Source organism: Tardiphaga sp. 866_E4_N1_4 (assembly GCF_052076075.1).
Classification (GTDB): Bacteria; Pseudomonadota; Alphaproteobacteria; order Rhizobiales; family Xanthobacteraceae; genus Tardiphaga; species Tardiphaga robiniae.
On the sequence record NZ_CP197242.1, the window covers coordinates 6,450,485 to 6,468,034 of the forward strand.

Sequence of the window (17,550 nt, forward strand, 5' to 3'; positions counted from 1 at the left end):
ACAAACGATCAAACAGGAGGAAACACACTATGCTGGGAATGAAACGCTTCAGGCTGCCGGCCTTGGCTTCGGCGGCGTTCATCGCCATGGGGACGGGACTGGCCGTTGCCCAGAGCAACGTCGTCATCATGCAGGATCCGGGCGGCGGCTATGGCGATGCGCTGCGCAAGGTGATGTACGATCCGTTCGAGAAGGAAACCGGCATCAAGGTCGTCACCGTGCAGGAAGCGCGCAGCGGTCCGCGCATCAAGGCGCAGGCCGAAGCCGGCAAGGCGCAGTGGGATCTGACCTTCATCTTCGATCAGGAAACCAAGCTGCTCGGCGACTGCTGCCTGGCTGACATCGACTATTCCAAACTGTCGGAGTCCGCGCAGAAGACCCTGGCGGCGATGCCGGACAATCTGAAGCGCAAGAAGGGCGTCGCACTGCAAGTGATCGGCGTCGGCCTCGTCTACAACAAGGACAAGTTCAAGGGCGATAAGGCACCGCAGAACTGGGCCGACTTCTGGGACGTGAAGAAGTTTCCGGGGCGCCGCTGCATGCCAGCCTGGCCGCGCTTCACCTTCGAGGCCGCGCTGATGGCCGACGGTGTCGACAAGAGCAAGCTGTATCCGATCGACATGGAGCGTGCGCTCAAGAAAATCAAGGAGATCAAGCCGCACATCGTCAAATGGTGGACCACCGCCGCGCAGCCGCCGCAGCTGCTCCTCGATGGCGAAGCCGATATGTGCCAGGCCTATACGGGCTCGATGAGCAAACTGGCGCTGGAAGGCGCTCCGATTGATCTTACCTTCAATCAGGGCTTCGTCTATTACGACTTCTTTTCGATCCCGAAGGGCGCGCCGAACTATGATAACGCACTCAAGCTGCTGTCCTGGCGTCTCGACCCCAAGCGCGCCGCCCAGCTGACCTCCACTTTCCCGGTCGCGCTTCCTTCGAAGGTCGTGTTCGATGCTGCGACGGACAAGAACGTCGCGCGCTATTGGGCGAACAATCCTGAGAACGTCTCCAAGGCGATCGAATGGAGCCCGGATTTCTGGGGAGCGCCATCGCCCGCCGGAAATTCGACCAATGAAGAATATGCGCAGGAAAAGCTGAACGCACTGCTTGCCCAGTAAATCGCGCCATACAACAATGAGACCGGCGGCGGTCCAGCGCCGCCGGTCTGTTCGCAACAGAGAACGACCTCACATCGGCTGCTTGGATGGATAAGGCATTTATCAAGGGACTGAAGCTCCTCGAGGTACTCGCGATGAGCGAGCAGCCGCGCGGGGTCACCGATCTCGCCAATGAGCTGAAGTTCACCAAGAGCAATGTGCATCGCCTGCTGGCGACGCTGCAATCGCAGGGCTTCGTTCGCCAGATTCCGCCGCATAGCACCTACGAGCTCACAACCAAACTATGGGTGCTCGGCAACCACGTCATTCAGCGCATGGATCTCATCCGTATCGCACGCCCGGCGATGACGGCGCTGGCCGAAGTTACCGGAGAGACCGTTCATCTGTCGGTGCTCGAGGGCACCGACGTTGTCTATGTGGACAAGATTGAAAGCGCGCATCATATCCGCGCGCATACCAGCGTCGGCATGCGTGCGCCTGCATTCACCATGGCAACCGGGAAGGCGATGCTCGCGCAAATGCCGGACGAATATCTGGAGAACTTTCGCCCGCATCTCAAGCGTTATACGGATACGACGCGAACGACCATCGAGGAGTTGCGCGAAGACATCCATGCGGCACGGGTACAAGGTTACTCGTCAGTGCTGCATGGCGAATGGCGGGAAGGTATCGCCGCCTGTGCTTGCGCCATCGTTGGACGCTCCGGTGAACTCGTCGGAGCCATCGGCATGTCTGGCCCGGACATCCGGGTCAAACGAAAGCAGATCAAGGAATACGCCGTTCACGTGATGGAAGCGGCGCGCGCCATCGGCCTAGCGCTCGGCCATGTTCGTGCGATGTGAGCGCAGTATTTTTCCGGCGAGCGGCGCTGTCCACCGGTCAGGCTCTGACTGGCCGTGCCGGCATTTTTCTCAGGCAGTCTTATCGGGGATGCCCGCTTCCGGCGCAAAGCGGATGTTGAATTTCACAAGGTCCAAAGGGATGTCGTGCCGCTAAGCGATCACACTGGGGGCACGCAAATCGTCATGGTGGCGCGGTGATGGTCTATGCGTCACTTTGCTGAGGCGAAAACGTTGCTTGGGCTTCCTTCTTTCGGGAGGTCATATTGGAAGGCGGCAGGTTTGAAGGCGAGCTAAGTGAACTCTCTCCAGTATCCGGCGTTAAAGGATGTTGGAGCAAGCCATGTTTCGAATCTTATACCTTAGCACTGCAAATCAGCCATTTTCTTCCGGTGATCTTTCCGAGCTACTGCAGAAGGCGAGGGCCCGCAATGATGCGGCCCACGTCACAGGCATGTTGGTGCATTCGGACGGTGACTTTCTTCAGGTGCTTGAGGGAGATCCGGAAGATGTTATCGGTATATACGATCGTATCAGCGTCGACCCACGGCACCGCGATGTCAGCTTGCTTCAACGAGGCCTTGGATTTGGGGACCGGCTATTTCCGAACTGGACAATGGGCTTCAAGCGCGTGCCGGATCAAACGTTAATCGACGAGGTGGTTGGAGTTAATAGCCGCGTCAAACTGCGATACTTGGATGCTATGTCGGCTCTGGATTTCTTGCTGGCCTGCAGCAGAAGTCAAACGTGAATTGCGAAAGGCGCCCCCGCGGATCGCCATGGCTCTCACGTTGTCTTCGACTTCTTCATCTTCTTGACCGGCTTCGCGGATTGATCCATTTCGCTGTTCATGCTGGCGTCATGCCAGCCTTGCCTGCACCAGGCGCTCATGTTCGGATCGGCGGACTCGTGCATCCTGCCTACGCCCCCTTTGGGCAATGCGCGTCGGGCCTGACCGGCTCATCGACACTGGAGGATTCTGTCCGGCTGCTCGAACAGCAACGTCAGGGAACATCGTTCCCCAAAGGCCCGGCGAGTAGGTCGCTCTACCGCCGGGCCGACCGAAGCGAGGCTGCTGGGGTCAAGATTCGGTCGCTGTCATCCTGCGTGAACTCGAGCCGGAAATCTATCGACCGTTAGATTGAGGTAACTCGCTCAATCCTGTTTTCGAAAAGTGAGCGCGGAACAACTTTGGAGCGAAGTACTGTCGCCAACATCTTGCAGACGCACATCGGTTCACCTTTGACGGTAGTGCACCTGCATGTGTCGCCGTATGCAAATTTTATCAACCTGTCGATGTCCTGATCTGCAATCGCAGTTTCGATCTGATCGGCATAAGTCAAAACATCACCCCTTGCTGCATCGTTGATTCAAATACGAAGACAGGAGCGAGAGGTTTCAACCCTTTCAGTAAGGTGCAGCCTCGATTCTGCGGCAGATCAACGCGGTTCCTTCGCTCTTTTTTGGAGGCCGGTAAAAGGGTTCCCCATTTGCGGCTTGGTCGCGCCGGTCCCGCCACCGTGGTACGTTTGGCCGCAATTAAGGACTCGATCGTGAAGCACCGAGGCATTGATTACGGCGTTCAAGAAGACCGGCCCGGGATATGGCGCTGGATCATATTTCCCAAGACGGAGGGCGGCCCAAAAGTGGTTGGCGACGCCAAACATTTGACGCGGGAGCGTGCCGTTGAGGCCTGCATAGAGGAAATCAATAACGGGCTTGAAAGAAGGACATATGCTCGGAAGCCCTGATGGCGCACAGCACCTGCAGGTGCATCGGTCGCGCCATTATGATTACCCGGAAGGGTGCCAGCGTCATGAACTCCGGCGCCGCTCGCGGAGTGCCACTATCGATCAACTGGTGACTTCTCCAGCGGTGTCTCGCCGTCGAGCCAGTCCTCTTCCTCGGCCAACGCGAGCCATGCAGCTTCCATGCGCTTGAAACGATTCCTGGCTGGCTCGCTATCGGATGCAGCAGCCATCTCCGCGCAGTTCTCTGCATTCGCCCGGTAAGTGTCGGACTGTTTCATTGTCGGATCCTACGCTGTCCGGAAGGAGCGTGGAAGGGAACAACTTCCCGCGTTGCGGTATAACATCGGCATGAAACCAACGAAGTCGCTGAGGGAGCAGGCCGAGAAAGCCGAGGCCGTAGCTCATCGCTCGGAAGACACCGAGCATGCTGAACGGATGCGGAATCTGGCTGAAGCGTTCCGCGCGCAAGCCGATGCCCTGAAGGCTGCAAGGAAGAAGGGGAAAGCGAAGAAATAGCCTTCGCCTTATTGGCTACTGCCTTTCAGCCGGTCAAATATTCATCCAATAAACCGACTGACGCATCAGCGAACGTTAGCGTAGCTATCAAGAAGCCGAACCCCGACCCTACGCTTGGTCGTGGGTCGCCAGCCAATCCCTCATGATCAAAAGTGAGCTTTTAGTCTGTTTTTCGGGCGCCAGGCGCTGAAAACAGCAGCTTGACACTCTGCATCCTCTAGCCGAGATTATTGACTAACTGGTTAGTAATGACGAGGTGAGCGATCGTGGCTGTGGCGTCAGGCGGAAAAATCCGGGTTGCAGTCGATATCGGTGGGACATTCACCGACATTGCATTGTTCCTTGAAACCGGTCTGATCCATCAGAGCAAGGTGTCGTCGACGCCTGCCGATCCGAGTCGGGCGGTTGTTGACGGCGTCGGAAGCCTGCTGGCGGAGCTATCGATTGCGCCTTCGGCTGTGGCCGAAGTGCTGCACGGCACCACCGTGGGATCGAATACCATCCTGCAACGGTCGGGCGCCAAGACTGGACTGATCACGACGCGCGGCTTCCGGGACGTGCTGGAGATCGGGCGCATCCGGATGCCCGACATGTTCGACCTGACATGGGTGAAGCCGCAGCCATTGGTGCCGCGCCGGTATCGTATGGAAGTGACCGAACGCATGGCGGCGGACGGAACGACGGTCGAGCCGCTCTCCGAAGCAAGCGTCATCGCGGCCGGAGAGGCGCTGGTCGCCGAGGATATCGAGGCCGTCGCTATCGCATTCATCAACAGCTATCGTAATCCGGCGCATGAATTGCAGGCCGAAGCGATTTTGCGGGCCAATTTCCCGCAATTGCTGGTGACGACATCCTGCGCGGTGCTGCCCGAGATGAAGGAATATGAGCGGACCAGCACGACGGTGGTGAATGCATATCTGTTGTCGGCCATGCGCACTTATCTGCTGAAGCTTGAATCGGGTCTGCGCTCGATCGGCGTGGCTGCGCCCATTCTGGTCATGACCTCGAATGGCGGCATGCTGGCTGCCAATGTGACCTGCGAGAAGCCGGTGCTGGTGGTGGCGTCCGGTCCTGCGGGCGGTGTCATCGGCGCGGCACGGCTCGGCATCGCGCGTGACGATCGCGACGTCATCGTGTTCGACATGGGCGGCACCACGGCCAAGGCGGTCATTATCGAGGACGGCCGCCCGACCATGACGTCGGAATACGAATTCCGCGACGGAATTTCGACATCGAGCCGGTTCATCAAGGCCGGCGGCTATATGCTCAAGGTGCCGGCTATCGATATCGCCGAGGTCGGCGCCGGCGGCGGCTCCATTGCCGGCATCGACAAAGGCGGCCTGCTTGTCGTCGGCCCGCAATCCGCAGGCGCCGTTCCGGGGCCGGCCTGCTATGGGCTCGGCAATACAAGGCCGACAGTGACGGATGCCAATGTTGTGCTCGGTTTCATCAACGCCACGTCGCTGGCTGGCGGCAATCTCAATATCGATCGCAAGCTAAGCGAGACTGCCATCCGTACCCATGTCGGCGACCCGCTCGACCTTACTCTACTGGACGCCGCACATGGCATTCGTGCCGTCGCCAATGCGGCGATGGCGCGTGCCGTGCGCGCCGTCACCGTCGAGCGTGGTCGCGATCCGCGCGATCTCACGTTGATGGCATTTGGCGGCAACGGGGGCGTGCATGCGCCGGATCTCGCGCGTCAGTTGGGCATTCCGCGCGTCGTGGTGCCGCCGATGTCGGGCATTTTCAGCGCGCTCGGCATGCTGGCCTCCGATATTGAGCATACCGCACTGAAAACCGTCAGCCTATATCTCGACGGGATGCAGGTCAGCGACCTCAAGGCGATCAAGTCCGAGCTGCAACAGCAAGTGGCGGGGCAACTCGCCGGCGATGGCTATCAGGCCGAACGCACGATGTTTCTGTGGGAAGCCGATCTGCGCCATGAAGGTCAGGCCACCGAACTCACGGTGCCGTTCGAGGGCGAAGATTTCGATCAGATCCGTGAGCGGTTCATCGCCGAGTATTTCAAGACCTATGGCTATCGTGACGCCACGCCGATCGAACTGATGAAAGTGCGCGTGGCCGGGCGCGGCCTGCGCGAGAACCGCCTGGATTTTGCGGCCATGAAGATCGCCGCGCGGCAGGGTGCATCGCGTTCCGGAACCCGCGACGTTTCCTTCGCGCGTGGCGAGGCCGCTGTCGCGGTCGAGATCGTCGATCGCGGCGCGGTCGGAATGTCGTCACAGCAGGGACCTCTGATAATCGAGGAGTTCGACGCCACCATCATCGTGCCGCCCGATGCTCGGGTGCACAAGGATGCGATCGGCTGCATCGTACTGGAGTTCGAGGTATGAAAGTCGATCCGATCACCTTCGCGGTCATCAAGAGCGGCCTGGATTCCATCGCCGACGACATGGCCTATACGGTCGTGCGCATAGCGCGTTCGGAAATCGTCAAGGACGTGATGGATTTTTCCGCGGCAATCTGTGCCGGCGACGGCCAGATGGTGGCGCAGGCCAAGACCATCGCCCAGCATCTCGGCGCGATTCCGGAAGCCATGGCCTCCGTGCTCAGCAAATACGAAGGCGATCTGCACGATGGCGACGTCGTCATCATGAACGATCCCTATCATGGCGGCATGCATCTGCCCGATATCTTCATGTTCGTGCCTATTTTCCACAGCGGCAAGCGGCGCGCCTTCGCCGTGGTGATCTGCCATCACACCGATGTCGGCGGCCGCGTGCCCGGCTCCAACGCGTCGGATTCGACCGAGATCTATCAGGAAGGGCTGCGGATTCCGCCGCTCAAGCTCTATGACCGCGGTGTGCTGAACACGACGCTGGAGGCGCTGATCAAGATCAACGTCCGGGTTCCGGATCGGGTCTGGGGCGATCTTTCGGCGCAATTTGCGGCGGCTCAGGTCGGTAAGCGCGGCCTGGAGAAGCTGATGCAGCGTTACGGCGCGGACGATGTCGACGCCTATATGCAGGAACTGCTAGACTACGCGGAACGATTGACCCGGCAGGAGATCAAGACCTGGCCGAAGGGTACGTACAGTTTCATCGACTATATCGATGATGACGGATTTTCCGATACGCCGATCCCTATCAAGGTTGCAATCACCGTCAACGGCGACGGTACGCTGCTGGTCGACTACACGGGCTCTTCGCCACAGGTGAAAGGAGCGTTGAATTCGACGCTCAGTTTCACACATTCGCTGACTTATCTCAGCGTACGCTGCGTGCTGGCTAAGGACGTGCCGAACAATGTCGGCCTGTTTCGTTGCATTACGGTGAAAGCGCCGGAAGCTTCCGTGCTCAACCCGGTCATGCCTGGGCCGTGCGCGGCACGCGCGCTGACGGGGTATCGCGTGTTCGATACGATGCTCGGAGCACTTGCGCAGATCGTGCCGGACAAGGTGCCGGCCGCAGGTGAGGGCGGCAACAGCGTCATTTGTATCAGCGGCCTGCGACCTAACCGCCAGCCTTTCATCATCGTCGACATGATCTGCGGCGCCTGGGGCGGTCGTCCCGACAAGGACGGGCTTGAAGCGGTTACCAATGCTTCGCAAAATCTCTCGAACATGCCGGTCGAAGTGATGGAGGCTGAGCATCCGGTGCGAATCGAGGATTACTCGTTCGTGCCGGACAGCTGTGGTGCCGGACAATATCGCGGCGGTGTCGGCATTCGCCGTAGTTATCGTATCCTCGCGCCGGAAGCGCTGCTGCAATTGCGCACCGACCGCGTCAAGTTTCATCCCTATGGTCTCAATGGGGGCGAGCCCGGCGGCTTGTCGAAGAACTACATCGAGATCGGCAATGAGCGTAGTGCCATTCCTGGCAAAATCACGCGGAATGTCACTGAGGGCGCGCTCCTGATCCACGAGCAGGCCGGTGCAGGCGGCTTCGGCAATCCGCTGCTGCGTGATCCCTCCGATGTGCGCGAGGATTTCCTGGACGGCAAGATCACGGCCGAGTTCGCGCGAAAGCATTATGCTGTGACATTCGGCCCGCGTGGCGTGCTGGACGTCGAGGGAACTGCGGCACTACGATCCGCACGGGACGCTCCGCCATTACCGGAAGGGCGCCATGGAGCTTAGTTTGGCCGCGCCCAGCAAGATCACCCGCAATCCGGAAGCGAGCCGTGCCAAGATCCTGGACGCGGCACGAATCGAATTCGTCTCCAACGGGCTTAACGGCGCGCGCGTCGATCGCATCGCCGAACAATCCGGTGTCAACAAGAACCTGATCTACCATTATTTCGGCTCCAAGGACGAGCTCTATCTGGCAGTGCTCGAGCGCATCTATACGGACTTGCGTACTAAGCAGCAGGACGAAGACCTGCGCGGTCTGCCGCCGGTCGAAGGCATGAAGCGACTGGTCAGCAGCACGTTCGATCATTTCGTTGCGACGCCGGATCTAATCCGGTTGATGAGCATCGAGAACATCCATTATGCGCAGCACCTCAAAAGTTCGAGCACCATCAAGCCGCTCTATCGCGGGTTGCTCGACACGATCCAGATCCTGCTGAAACGCGGCCAGACCGAGGGTGTGTTTCGCGCCAATGTCGATGCGGTCGATCTCTATATGTCGATCTCCGGCCTCGCTTACTTCTTTCTGTCCAATCAGCACACATTGTCCTGGCTGCTCGACCGCGATCTCGCGGCGCGCCGACGTGTGCTCAAGAGACGCCAGCACGTCGTCGAGATGGTGCTGAGCTATTTGACGCAGAATTCGCCGGCAGAAGCGGATGGCGCCGACACAGAGTAATCAAACCGGAGATTGGGATATGAGAAGGCTTTTTCTATCGACCCTGATGCTTCTAGGTGCTGCGGCCGGCGCGGGTGTTTCGCCTGCTCTGGCTCAGGATAAATTGTCGGTGCGGCTGGATTTCTCGCCGTGGGGCGTGCAGGCGGCCATGCATCTGGCTCAGAACCGCGGTTGGTTCAAGGAAGCCAAGCTCGATGTTGATATTCAGGATGGTCGCGGCTCTGGCAATACGATTCAGTTGGTCAATGCCGGGCAGGCGGATGTCGGTCAGGTTCAGGTGGGGTTGGTTGGCTCAGCGCGAGCCAAGGGCGCCACTATTCGCTCGATCGCGACGTTCCAGCGCAAGACCGATCTCTGCATTCTGGTCGACAAGACGTCGCCGATGGAGAAGGTCGCCGATTTGCGCGGTAAGAGCGTCGTCGTCTTTGCGGCAAGCCCATGGGCGCCCTTCATAGACGTCTATCTGAAATCCGGCGGACTGACGCGTGACGATCTCAAGGTTGAAGTTGTCGATCCGGCCGCATTGTGGGGCACCTATATTGCCAAGCGATCCGATGGTCTGATGTCGACGATCGGTTCGGCGCTTCCACTCGCAGAAGCATCGCGACCTTCGAAGTGCCTGCTGGCGTCGGACGCCGGGATCGCTTTCCCGAGTTACGGCCTAGTTGCACGTGACGAGGTGATCGCCAGCAAGGGACCTGCGTTGAAGCGCCTGATCGAAGTGCAACAGCGTGCCTGGCAACATCTGCGCACCAATCCCGAGGACGGCGTGAAGGCGATGATCGCCGAGCGTCCGGACGCCAAGCTGGATCCCGTGGTGCTGCTCGGGCAAATCAAGCTGACGCTGGATTACTTCGACACGCCGGCGTCGCAGGGCAAGCCGATCGGCTGGCAGGCACAGGCGGACTGGGAAGCGGCTGGCAAGTCGATGGAAGCCGCGGGCGTGTTGCCGGCGGGCTGGAAAGCGACCGATTACTACACCAACAGCCTCGTCGAGTAACATGGCGCCTCCTGCTTCATCAGAGACGGCGGCCTATGTCGCGCTTGGCCGCGTGGGGAAGACGTACGCCTCCCCACGCGGGCCGGTCGCGGCCCTGGTCGACATCAATCTCGATATCCGGCCACAGGAATTCGTCAGCGTGGTCGGCCCGTCCGGCTGCGGCAAGAGCACCTTGCTGAAGCTGGTGGCCGGCCTCGAAGGGACGACCTCCGGAACGATCGACATCGGCGGCAAACCGCTCGACGGCACGCCGGATCGGCTTGGCGTCGTGTTCCAGCGCGATGTCCTGCTGGACTGGCGCACCATTTTCGACAATGTCCTGCTGTCGATCGAATTCACCCGCAAACCGACCGCCGATGAACGCGCGCGGGCGGCGGCTTTGCTGAACCGGTTCGGCCTCGGTGGCTTCGAGCATCGGTTTCCGTGGGAATTGTCGGGCGGCATGCGACAGCGCGCATCGATCTGCCGTGCACTGCTGGCCGATCCCGACCTGCTTCTGATGGACGAGCCATTTGGCGCGCTCGATGCCATGACCCGCGATGATCTCAACATCGAGCTCGCGCAGATCTGGCAGGACACGCGCAAGACGCTCTTGTTCATCACGCATTCGATTGCGGAAGCCGTCTTCCTGTCGGATCGCGTTGTCATGATGAGCAAGGCGCCGGGCATGGTGGTCGATGTCATCACCATCGACCTCCCGCGGCCACGCCTGCTTGCAGTGCGCGACACGCCGGAATTCGCCGCCTATGTGCACCGGATCCGTCACCACTTCGCCGAGTTGGGGATCGTCAAGGAATGATGCGTTTCGCAAGGCGTCTGTTTCTGGGCGATAACGAAACACGCGACGTCATCGTCGTGCTGGCCGGAGCTCTCGTTCTGTGGGAGATCGGGGTTCGCGTGTTCCATCCGTCGCCGCTGATCCTGCCGGCGCCGTCGGCGATCTTTGCTGCGTTTCTGGAGACACCTGGGTTGTTCCTGCGTCATCTCGGCTTTACGCTCTGGATGACATGCCTCGGCTTTGTACTGGCGGTCGTCATCGGCGTCGCGCTGGCGGTTGGGATTGTCTATTCGAAATTCCTCGAGCGGACTATTTATACGCTGCTCGTGGCGCTCAACTCGATCCCGAAAGTGGCGCTGGCGCCGCTGTTCGTTATCTGGATGGGCACCGGTCCTGAGCCCAAGGTGGCGATTGCGCTAATGCTGGCGATCTTTCCGATCGTCATCGATATGGTTCTAGGCCTGCGGTCGGTGGATCCCGACATGCTGGCGCTGGCCAAGGTATCAAAGGCATCGCCTTGGGCCGTATTGATAAAAATCCGCTTTCCCTGCGCTTTGCCGAGTCTGTTCGCGGGCATGAAAGTGGCGATTTCGTTCGCGCTGGTGGGCGCCATCGTCGGAGAGTTCGTGGCCGGCAGTCGGGGGATCGGTTTTCAGATACTCGTTGCGCAAGGGCAATTCGACACGGTTCGTGTGTTCGTGTCGCTGCTGTTGTTGGGCGTAGTCGGAACAATCCTCTTCTTTCTCGTAGACTATGCTGAGCGGCTATCCCTGCCATGGCACGTCTCGCAACGCGGGCGTCATCAGTCATCCGCCGATCGGGCATGAACGGCGGCTCGCGATCACTCGGTACGCTTGCGCTGATAGTGACTGCGGCACTGTGGGGCAGCAACCATGTGGTCGCGCGGGCCGCGCGTGACGCGGCGCCTTTGCCGGCGCTAGTGTTCTGGCGCTGGCTGCCCGCTCTCATCATTCTCACAGTCATTGCGTGGCCGTCCCTGCGGCGCGGCTGGCCTGAGATCCGGCCGCGGCTGGGCGAATTGACGATCGGTGGCGTTGTCGGCGTCGGCCTGTTTTCGTTTCTTCTGATCGGCGGAGCCTATCAAAGCCCAGCCATCGAAGTGGGCTTCATCAATGCCACGACGCCGGTATGGGTCGTGTTGATCGGCTGGATCGTGGGGCAGGGGCAGATCGCCCGAATGGGCCAAGTTGGGCTCGCTCTGGCTTTTGTCGGCACGCTCCTGATCATCAGCAAGGGCGATCTGCTGCGACTGACCGGGCTGCAACTGAATCTTGGAAATCTCTGGTCGCTTCTCGCAGCGATCTTCTTTGCGTGGTTCTCGATCCGTGTGCGCGAATGGTCGCGGGTGATCGAAACCTTGCCGCTCACGGTGGTGACTGCCTGGGCAGGTCTCCTGGTCGTGTCGTTGCCGGTCTATGTCACATGGGTCGCCAGCGGCGGTCCATGGTTCGCCTGGACCGACGCTGACATGGCCATAGCCCTAGGCGCGATCGCCTATACCGGATTGGGTCCTACCATGCTTGGTAACGTGTTCTATATCTACGGCGTAGCCACCAACGGACCGACGCGTGCTGCAGGATTTCTGTATCTCAGCCCGCTGTGCACGGCAGTGTTTTCGATCTGGTGGCTGGGCGAACATCTCGCCTGGTATCACGTCGTCGGGATCGCGGCGATTTTCGCCGGATTGATCCTGTTGGGACGCCTGGGGCGAGAGAGAAGGGCGATTTCGTAGCTACCGGATATTGCTGCGTAGAATGAAGCCAACCTTGAATTTGGAAACCCGGGTAGGTCTTCAGTGCCGAAGCTTATATCGCCTGCTGCCTTGCCAGCCTCGGCCTCATCCAGGTCCCGGCCTACGATGTAAAGTGCCACCTCGACGCGGGCGAACTCGTCGAGGTGATGCCCCATCATCGAGCTGCGCCGATGCCGATGGCACTGCTCTATCCACACCGTCAGCATCTCTCTCGTAGGTTTCAGGTCTTTGCGGACTGGCTGGATGGACTGTCGAAACGTGAGCTGCTGTGATGGCGACAGGGCGGGAACTGGTGCTTGAATGGCTGGATCTCATCCCGCGGCGTTACAAGTGTGTTTGAGCATTACCGCGAGCGCGTCGAAAGTTGATTGACCTGCGGCTCCATGGTCGCGCTCAGCGAGCTCCTCTGGTAGATGTCGCTCATCCAATAGGACTAAATAACGATCGGCGTAGAGCCACGCAACGTCGCAGTGTATGGTCCACGCGGTCTCCTCGTTGGTGGTCGTCAAATTGCTGGCGTTTTCATTCAACTCGTCTTCGAAGGTCGATATTTTTGTTTGCCGGTTCATAATACATCTGTTGGGTATGACCTGCGATTTAATTCGATAGCTGTGGATGGCAGGTGATGCTCTGCATTGCAGTCTGAATTGATCCTGACGGAATGACTGTCATTGGCGCTCGTGCAACCAGTGTAATTTCCCGGCGCCCTGCATAGTTTTGCTGCAACGAGGGATGAATTGAAGCAACTCTCGCCGTAACAACGTGCTTGACAGTATGGTCGTTCTAAGGGAGCTTAAACTGCAAGCGTTGGGCAGAGCTGCCCGATAACGCTACAAGTTCAAACCATTTCCAACACCGCGCTTCAAATTCAAGCGTGTCCAGTTGGTGGCGAGGGCGCCCACGGCTTCACAGCCGGCGGGCGTTTTTTTTGTTTTGGATCGGCTAATGGCGCGGAAGCACTATCGCATCGGCATAATGTTCTCGACGACAGGGTCTTACAGCGTCGTCGCACGCTCGATGCTGAACGGCGCGTTGCTGGCGTTCCAGGAGAATGCCGAGGCAGACGGTGCGGTGACGTTGGAGCCCGTCGTGGTCAACCCGTCGGGCGATCTTGAACGTTACCGCGCACTTAGTCTCGAGCTGCTTGGCGCCGGCATCCGCCAAGTTTTGGGCTGCTATACGTCTTCGAGTCGCAAGGAGGTCATTCCCTGCTTCGAGAAGTTTGACGGGTTGCTCTGGTATCCGTCGCATTATGAAGGGTTCGAGAGTTCGGACAATGTGATTTACACCGGAGCATCGCCCAACCAGCACGTGCTGCCGCTGGTCGAGTATCTCGCCTCGCGGGTTGGTACTCGCGCATTCTGCGTCGGCTCCAACTACATTTGGGCCTGGGAGAACAACCGCATCTTCCGTGAGGCGCTGACCGCGCGGGGAGGCACCGTGGTCGCAGAGCGATACCTGTCCGTGGGCGATACCGAATTCGACCAGGTGATATCGGCGATCCTTGAGCAGCGTCCAGATTTCGTCTTCAACAATCTGATCGGTACGAGCGCCTATGCCTTCTTCCGCGCTTTCCGCGCTGCCTGCCGCGCGCGTGGTATCGATCAGGTCAATGAAATTCCGGTGGCCAGCTGCACGCTGTCAGAGCCGGAGCTTGCGGAGATTGGCGACGAGGCTATCGACGGGCACTTGAGCTCCAGCGTCTATTTCTCCTCGTTGGAATCTCCGGCGAATGCGGCATTCATCGCCGCCTATGCCAAGGCCTTCCCCGGCGGACCAGTATCGTCGGCCGACGCAGAAGCGTCCTACATCGCCGTCAAGCTTCTGGCCGCAGCATTGGAGCAGGCGGGTACCGATGATGCACGCGCCGTGCGCGCCGCGGTTGCCAGCCAGAGCCTGCTGGCGCCGCAGGGCGAGGTGCGCGTTGATCCGCAAACCTATCACGCCTGGCTGACACCGCGGATCGCCCGTTCCACCCTCAACGGGCAGTTCGAGGTGCTGCTGGAGGCACGCAGCCCAATCGCGCCAGATCCCTATCTCGTTCAGTCGTCGCCGCGCTTTGCGAGTGCAATGCGCTCTCCCGTGCTCAGAGTGGTGCAATCATGACATCTCGGTTGCTGCAGAATTTCAAAGGCGGTCGCGCTCTTGTCGTCATCGGACGCGGCGGAAAAGAGGGCTCACTCGAGTCCACCCTCGCCAAACTTGGTGTGACGACCGAATATCCCGAGATCGTCGACGGCCGCGCGCAGATCGATGTCGGCAACCTGCAGTCCGAGCGCGATATCCTGTTCGTTGACGGCGATCTCGAAGGCGCGGTGGCGATTGAGGTCAATCCCATCTCGCGCCTGCCGCCGGTGCCGGTGATCGGTCTGGTCGGCGTCGAGGCGCCGAGCCGTCTGAAGGCGTTGGTCAATCTCGGCGCGACTTCCTTCCTGCGTAAGCCGGTCCACGGCGGCGCCGTCTACACCTCACTGTTCATGGGCGTGAACCAGTTCATGTTGCGTAGCGATATGCATGCCCGTCTTCAGGATCTCGAAGAACGCCGTCGTAGCCGTCGCGCGGTGATCCGCGCGGTGATCTTCTTGATGCAGCAGGACGGTCTCGATGAAGAGAGCGCCTATTCCCAGCTTCGCCGCGAGAGCATGCGCGCGCGGCAGAACTTGGAACTCTACTGCGAGGAATTTCTGAGCAGGCGGGCAATTGCGCCCGACATTCCCGGCCGCGCGACCAGCATCACGCTGCGAGGCGGCAACAAGCAAGCGATGTAGGAGACACCAACATGACCAAGAATGTGTTGCGGGGGCTGCGCGCCGTAGCCCTCACGGGGACGCTTGTTCTCGCGACAGGTGCGGCGTCTGCGCAAACCCCGATCAAGCTCGGGGTGCTGGAGGACCAGTCCGGCGATTTCGCGGTGGCTACCATCGGAAAAGTGCATGCGATTCAACTCGCGGCCGAGGAGATCAACAAGGCCGGTGGTATCGACGGCCGGCCGCTTGAGCTGGTCGCCTACGACACCCAGTCCGACAACACACGCTATCAGGAATTCATGCGGCGTGTGCTCCAGCGCGACAAGGTCGACGTGGTATTCGCTGGCTTCTCGTCCGCTTCGCGCGAGGCCTATCGCCCGATCGTCGATCAGTTCAACGGCTTCGCATTCTACAACAATCAGTACGAAGGCGGCGTTTGCGACGGCCATATGATTGTCACCGGTGCGGTGCCGGAACAGCAGTTCTCCACGCTCATTCCCTACATGATGGAGAAGTACGGCAAGAACGTCTACACGCTCGCCGCGGATTACAATTTCGGCCAGATATCGGCGGAGTGGGTGCGCAACATCGTCAAGGAGAACGGCGGCAAGATGGCCGGTGAGGAGTTCATCCCGCTCGGCGTGTCCCAGTTCTCACAGAGCGTCCAGAATATCCAGAAAGCAAAGCCTGATTTTGTGGTGACGCTGCTGGTTGGCACTGCGCAGGCTTCCTATTACGAGCAGGCGGCATCCGCCAACGTCAATCTGCCGATGGCCTCGTCGGTCAACGTCGGGCAGGGCTACGAACACAAACGCTTCAAGCCGCCAAGCCTGAAGGACATGTACGTCACGACCAACTACATCGAGGAAATCGATACCCCGGCCAGCAAGGCATTCTACACCAAGTTCAAGGCCAAGTTCCCTAACGAGCCCTATGTGAACCAGGAAGCTGAGAATTCCTATCTCGCAGTCTATCTCTATAAGCAGATGGTCGAACGGGCGAAGTCGACCAAGCGGGAAGATATCCGCAAGGTAATCGCGGTCGGTGATGTCTGCATGGATGCGCCGGAGGGCAAGGTCTGTATCGACCCGAAGAGCCAGCATATGTCGCACACCATTTATCTCGCCAAGGTCGGGGCCGATCATTCGATCTCGTTTCCGAAAGTGTGGGAGGGCATCAAGCCGTACTGGCTGGGCGATGCCGGTTGCGATCTGACCAAGAAGGATCCTATGGCGCAGTACACGCCCTCGAACCCGCCGCCGAAACCCTGACATCGGCGTCGCCCCGGCAGGTACGTCTGCCTGCCGGGACAGTGTTCTCGAAGAGCTGAAGTTTCCCTCGCATTTCAAATTTGCATCATCCCGGTTGGTTCATGGACATCGCAACGCATATATTCTCGGCGCTCTATCAGTTCGGCGATGCATTCGCTTTTCTCGTGCTGTCGGCATGCGGGCTCGCGGTGATCTTCGGCATGATGGGCGTGATCAATCTCGCCCATGGCGAGTTCATCATGTGCGGCGCCTATGTGACGGCTTCCACCGTCCATCTCGGCCTGCCGCTGCCGCTGGCGATCTTGGCCGGGGCCATCGTCGCCGCGTTGGTCGGCGCGCTAGTCGAACTCGTGGTGATCCGCCATCTCTATGACCGGCCGCTCGACACCATCGTGGCAACCTGGGGCCTGAGCCTCATTGCGACCCAGGGGACGCTGATCTTGGTGGGCTCGTCCATGGCCGGCGTCGGAACGCCGTTCGGCAGCTTTCAGGTTGGCGAGTATTCTTATTCCATCTATCGCCTCGTGCTGTTTGCCTCCGCGCTCGGCGTACTCGGCGGCCTCTATATGCTGTTCAACTGGACGCGCTTCGGCGTGCTCGCCCGCGCCACCATCCAGGTGCCGCACATGGCCGCGGCTCTCGGTGTCGATACCCGCCTGATCTACAGTCTCACCTTTGCCTGCGGTGCCGGGCTCGCCGGTCTTGCAGGTGGCCTGTACGCGCCCACCATGACGCTGGTGCCGACGATGGGCGCCACCTTCATCATGGAGGCCTTCGTCACCGTGGTGATTGGTGGGGCCGACGTATTCCTCGGTACCGCGCCGGCCGGCGCGATCCTCGCGGTAGTGAAGTCGGTGATGACCTCCTGGCAGGGACAATTATTTGGCCAGATCGGTTTGCTGGTCGCCGTGATCATCGTTGTCCGGGTCCTGCCGAAAGGCATCTCCGGCTTCCTGCTGCGCGAACGAACCTGAAGGATCCGCA

16 protein-coding genes and 1 pseudogene are annotated in these 17,550 nt (G+C 59.8%); 16 read left to right on the top strand and 1 reads right to left on the bottom strand.

Translation table 11 applies throughout. The features are described 5' to 3' along the window. Positions 1 to 29: 29 nt before the first annotated feature. From AB8B20_RS30920 to AB8B20_RS30930, 3 genes are all read left to right on the top strand, one after another. Positions 30 to 1,118, top strand: a complete 1,089-nt coding sequence (locus AB8B20_RS30920; protein ID WP_439070897.1) for an extracellular solute-binding protein — start codon at positions 30 to 32, stop codon at positions 1,116 to 1,118. Positions 1,119 to 1,204: 86 nt separating this feature from the next. Next, the gene (locus AB8B20_RS30925) at positions 1,205 to 1,960 is read left to right on the top strand and encodes an IclR family transcriptional regulator (RefSeq protein ID WP_439070898.1); all 756 of its coding nucleotides are present in this window, start codon (positions 1,205 to 1,207) and stop codon (positions 1,958 to 1,960) included. Between the two features lie 340 nt (positions 1,961 to 2,300). Beyond that, positions 2,301 to 2,708: a BLUF domain-containing protein gene (locus AB8B20_RS30930; RefSeq protein ID WP_439070899.1), complete on the top strand. Its 408-nt coding sequence runs from the start codon at positions 2,301 to 2,303 to the stop codon at positions 2,706 to 2,708. 1,095 nt (positions 2,709 to 3,803) lie between these two features. On the opposite strand, the gene AB8B20_RS30935 is transcribed toward AB8B20_RS30930, so the two are convergent. Then, on the bottom strand, positions 3,804 to 3,986 hold the full coding sequence (locus AB8B20_RS30935; protein ID WP_439070901.1) for a hypothetical protein: 183 nt from the start codon (positions 3,984 to 3,986) through the stop codon (positions 3,804 to 3,806). A gap of 70 nt (positions 3,987 to 4,056) precedes the next feature. Here AB8B20_RS30935 and AB8B20_RS30940 point away from each other — a divergent pair, with 70 nt between their 5' ends. The 13 genes and pseudogenes from AB8B20_RS30940 (at position 4,057) to AB8B20_RS31000 (ending at position 17,540) form a co-directional block, all read left to right on the top strand. Next, entirely contained in the window at positions 4,057 to 4,224 is a 168-nt protein-coding gene (locus AB8B20_RS30940; RefSeq protein WP_439070902.1) for a hypothetical protein, read from the top strand. A 266-nt stretch (positions 4,225 to 4,490) separates the two neighbouring features. After that, positions 4,491 to 6,581: a hydantoinase/oxoprolinase family protein gene (locus AB8B20_RS30945; protein WP_439070903.1), complete on the top strand. Its 2,091-nt coding sequence runs from the start codon at positions 4,491 to 4,493 to the stop codon at positions 6,579 to 6,581. Beyond that, a complete protein-coding gene (locus AB8B20_RS30950; protein ID WP_439070904.1) occupies positions 6,578 to 8,326 on the top strand; it encodes a hydantoinase B/oxoprolinase family protein in 1,749 nt (582 codons plus the stop codon). The genes AB8B20_RS30945 and AB8B20_RS30950 overlap by 4 nt, the downstream gene beginning before the upstream one ends. Next, positions 8,316 to 8,996 carry a TetR/AcrR family transcriptional regulator gene (locus AB8B20_RS30955; RefSeq protein ID WP_439070905.1) on the top strand — a complete coding sequence of 227 codons (681 nt, stop codon included), beginning with the start codon at positions 8,316 to 8,318 and terminating at the stop codon, positions 8,994 to 8,996. Before AB8B20_RS30950 ends, AB8B20_RS30955 begins: the two co-directional genes overlap by 11 nt. Positions 8,997 to 9,015: 19 nt before the next feature. Continuing rightward, positions 9,016 to 9,996 carry an ABC transporter substrate-binding protein gene (locus AB8B20_RS30960; RefSeq protein ID WP_439070906.1) on the top strand — a complete coding sequence of 327 codons (981 nt, stop codon included), beginning with the start codon at positions 9,016 to 9,018 and terminating at the stop codon, positions 9,994 to 9,996. Position 9,997: 1 nt separating this feature from the next. Next, positions 9,998 to 10,795 (top strand): ABC transporter ATP-binding protein, encoded by a 798-nt coding sequence (locus AB8B20_RS30965; protein ID WP_439070907.1) that lies wholly within the window; start codon positions 9,998 to 10,000, stop codon positions 10,793 to 10,795. Continuing rightward, positions 10,792 to 11,601, top strand: coding sequence for an ABC transporter permease (locus AB8B20_RS30970; protein WP_439070908.1), 810 nt, complete (start codon positions 10,792 to 10,794; stop codon positions 11,599 to 11,601). Before AB8B20_RS30965 ends, AB8B20_RS30970 begins: the two co-directional genes overlap by 4 nt. After that, on the top strand, positions 11,550 to 12,527 hold the full coding sequence (locus AB8B20_RS30975) for a DMT family transporter (RefSeq protein ID WP_439070909.1): 978 nt from the start codon (positions 11,550 to 11,552) through the stop codon (positions 12,525 to 12,527). The genes AB8B20_RS30970 and AB8B20_RS30975 overlap by 52 nt, the downstream gene beginning before the upstream one ends. Before the next feature lie 56 nt (positions 12,528 to 12,583). Next, a pseudogene (locus tag AB8B20_RS30980) lies at positions 12,584 to 12,820 on the top strand (LysR substrate-binding domain-containing protein); the annotation flags it as partial. Between the two features lie 673 nt (positions 12,821 to 13,493). After that, complete coding sequence (locus AB8B20_RS30985; protein WP_439070910.1) at positions 13,494 to 14,654, top strand: transporter substrate-binding domain-containing protein; 1,161 nt, start codon at positions 13,494 to 13,496, stop codon at positions 14,652 to 14,654. After that, positions 14,651 to 15,316, top strand: coding sequence for an ANTAR domain-containing response regulator (locus AB8B20_RS30990; protein WP_439070911.1), 666 nt, complete (start codon positions 14,651 to 14,653; stop codon positions 15,314 to 15,316). Before AB8B20_RS30985 ends, AB8B20_RS30990 begins: the two co-directional genes overlap by 4 nt. Before the next feature lie 11 nt (positions 15,317 to 15,327). Further along, complete coding sequence (locus AB8B20_RS30995; RefSeq protein ID WP_439070912.1) at positions 15,328 to 16,566, top strand: urea ABC transporter substrate-binding protein; 1,239 nt, start codon at positions 15,328 to 15,330, stop codon at positions 16,564 to 16,566. A 101-nt stretch (positions 16,567 to 16,667) separates the two neighbouring features. After that, positions 16,668 to 17,540, top strand: a complete 873-nt coding sequence (locus AB8B20_RS31000; protein ID WP_089267934.1) for an ABC transporter permease subunit — start codon at positions 16,668 to 16,670, stop codon at positions 17,538 to 17,540. The last annotated feature ends 10 nt before the right edge of the window (positions 17,541 to 17,550 follow it).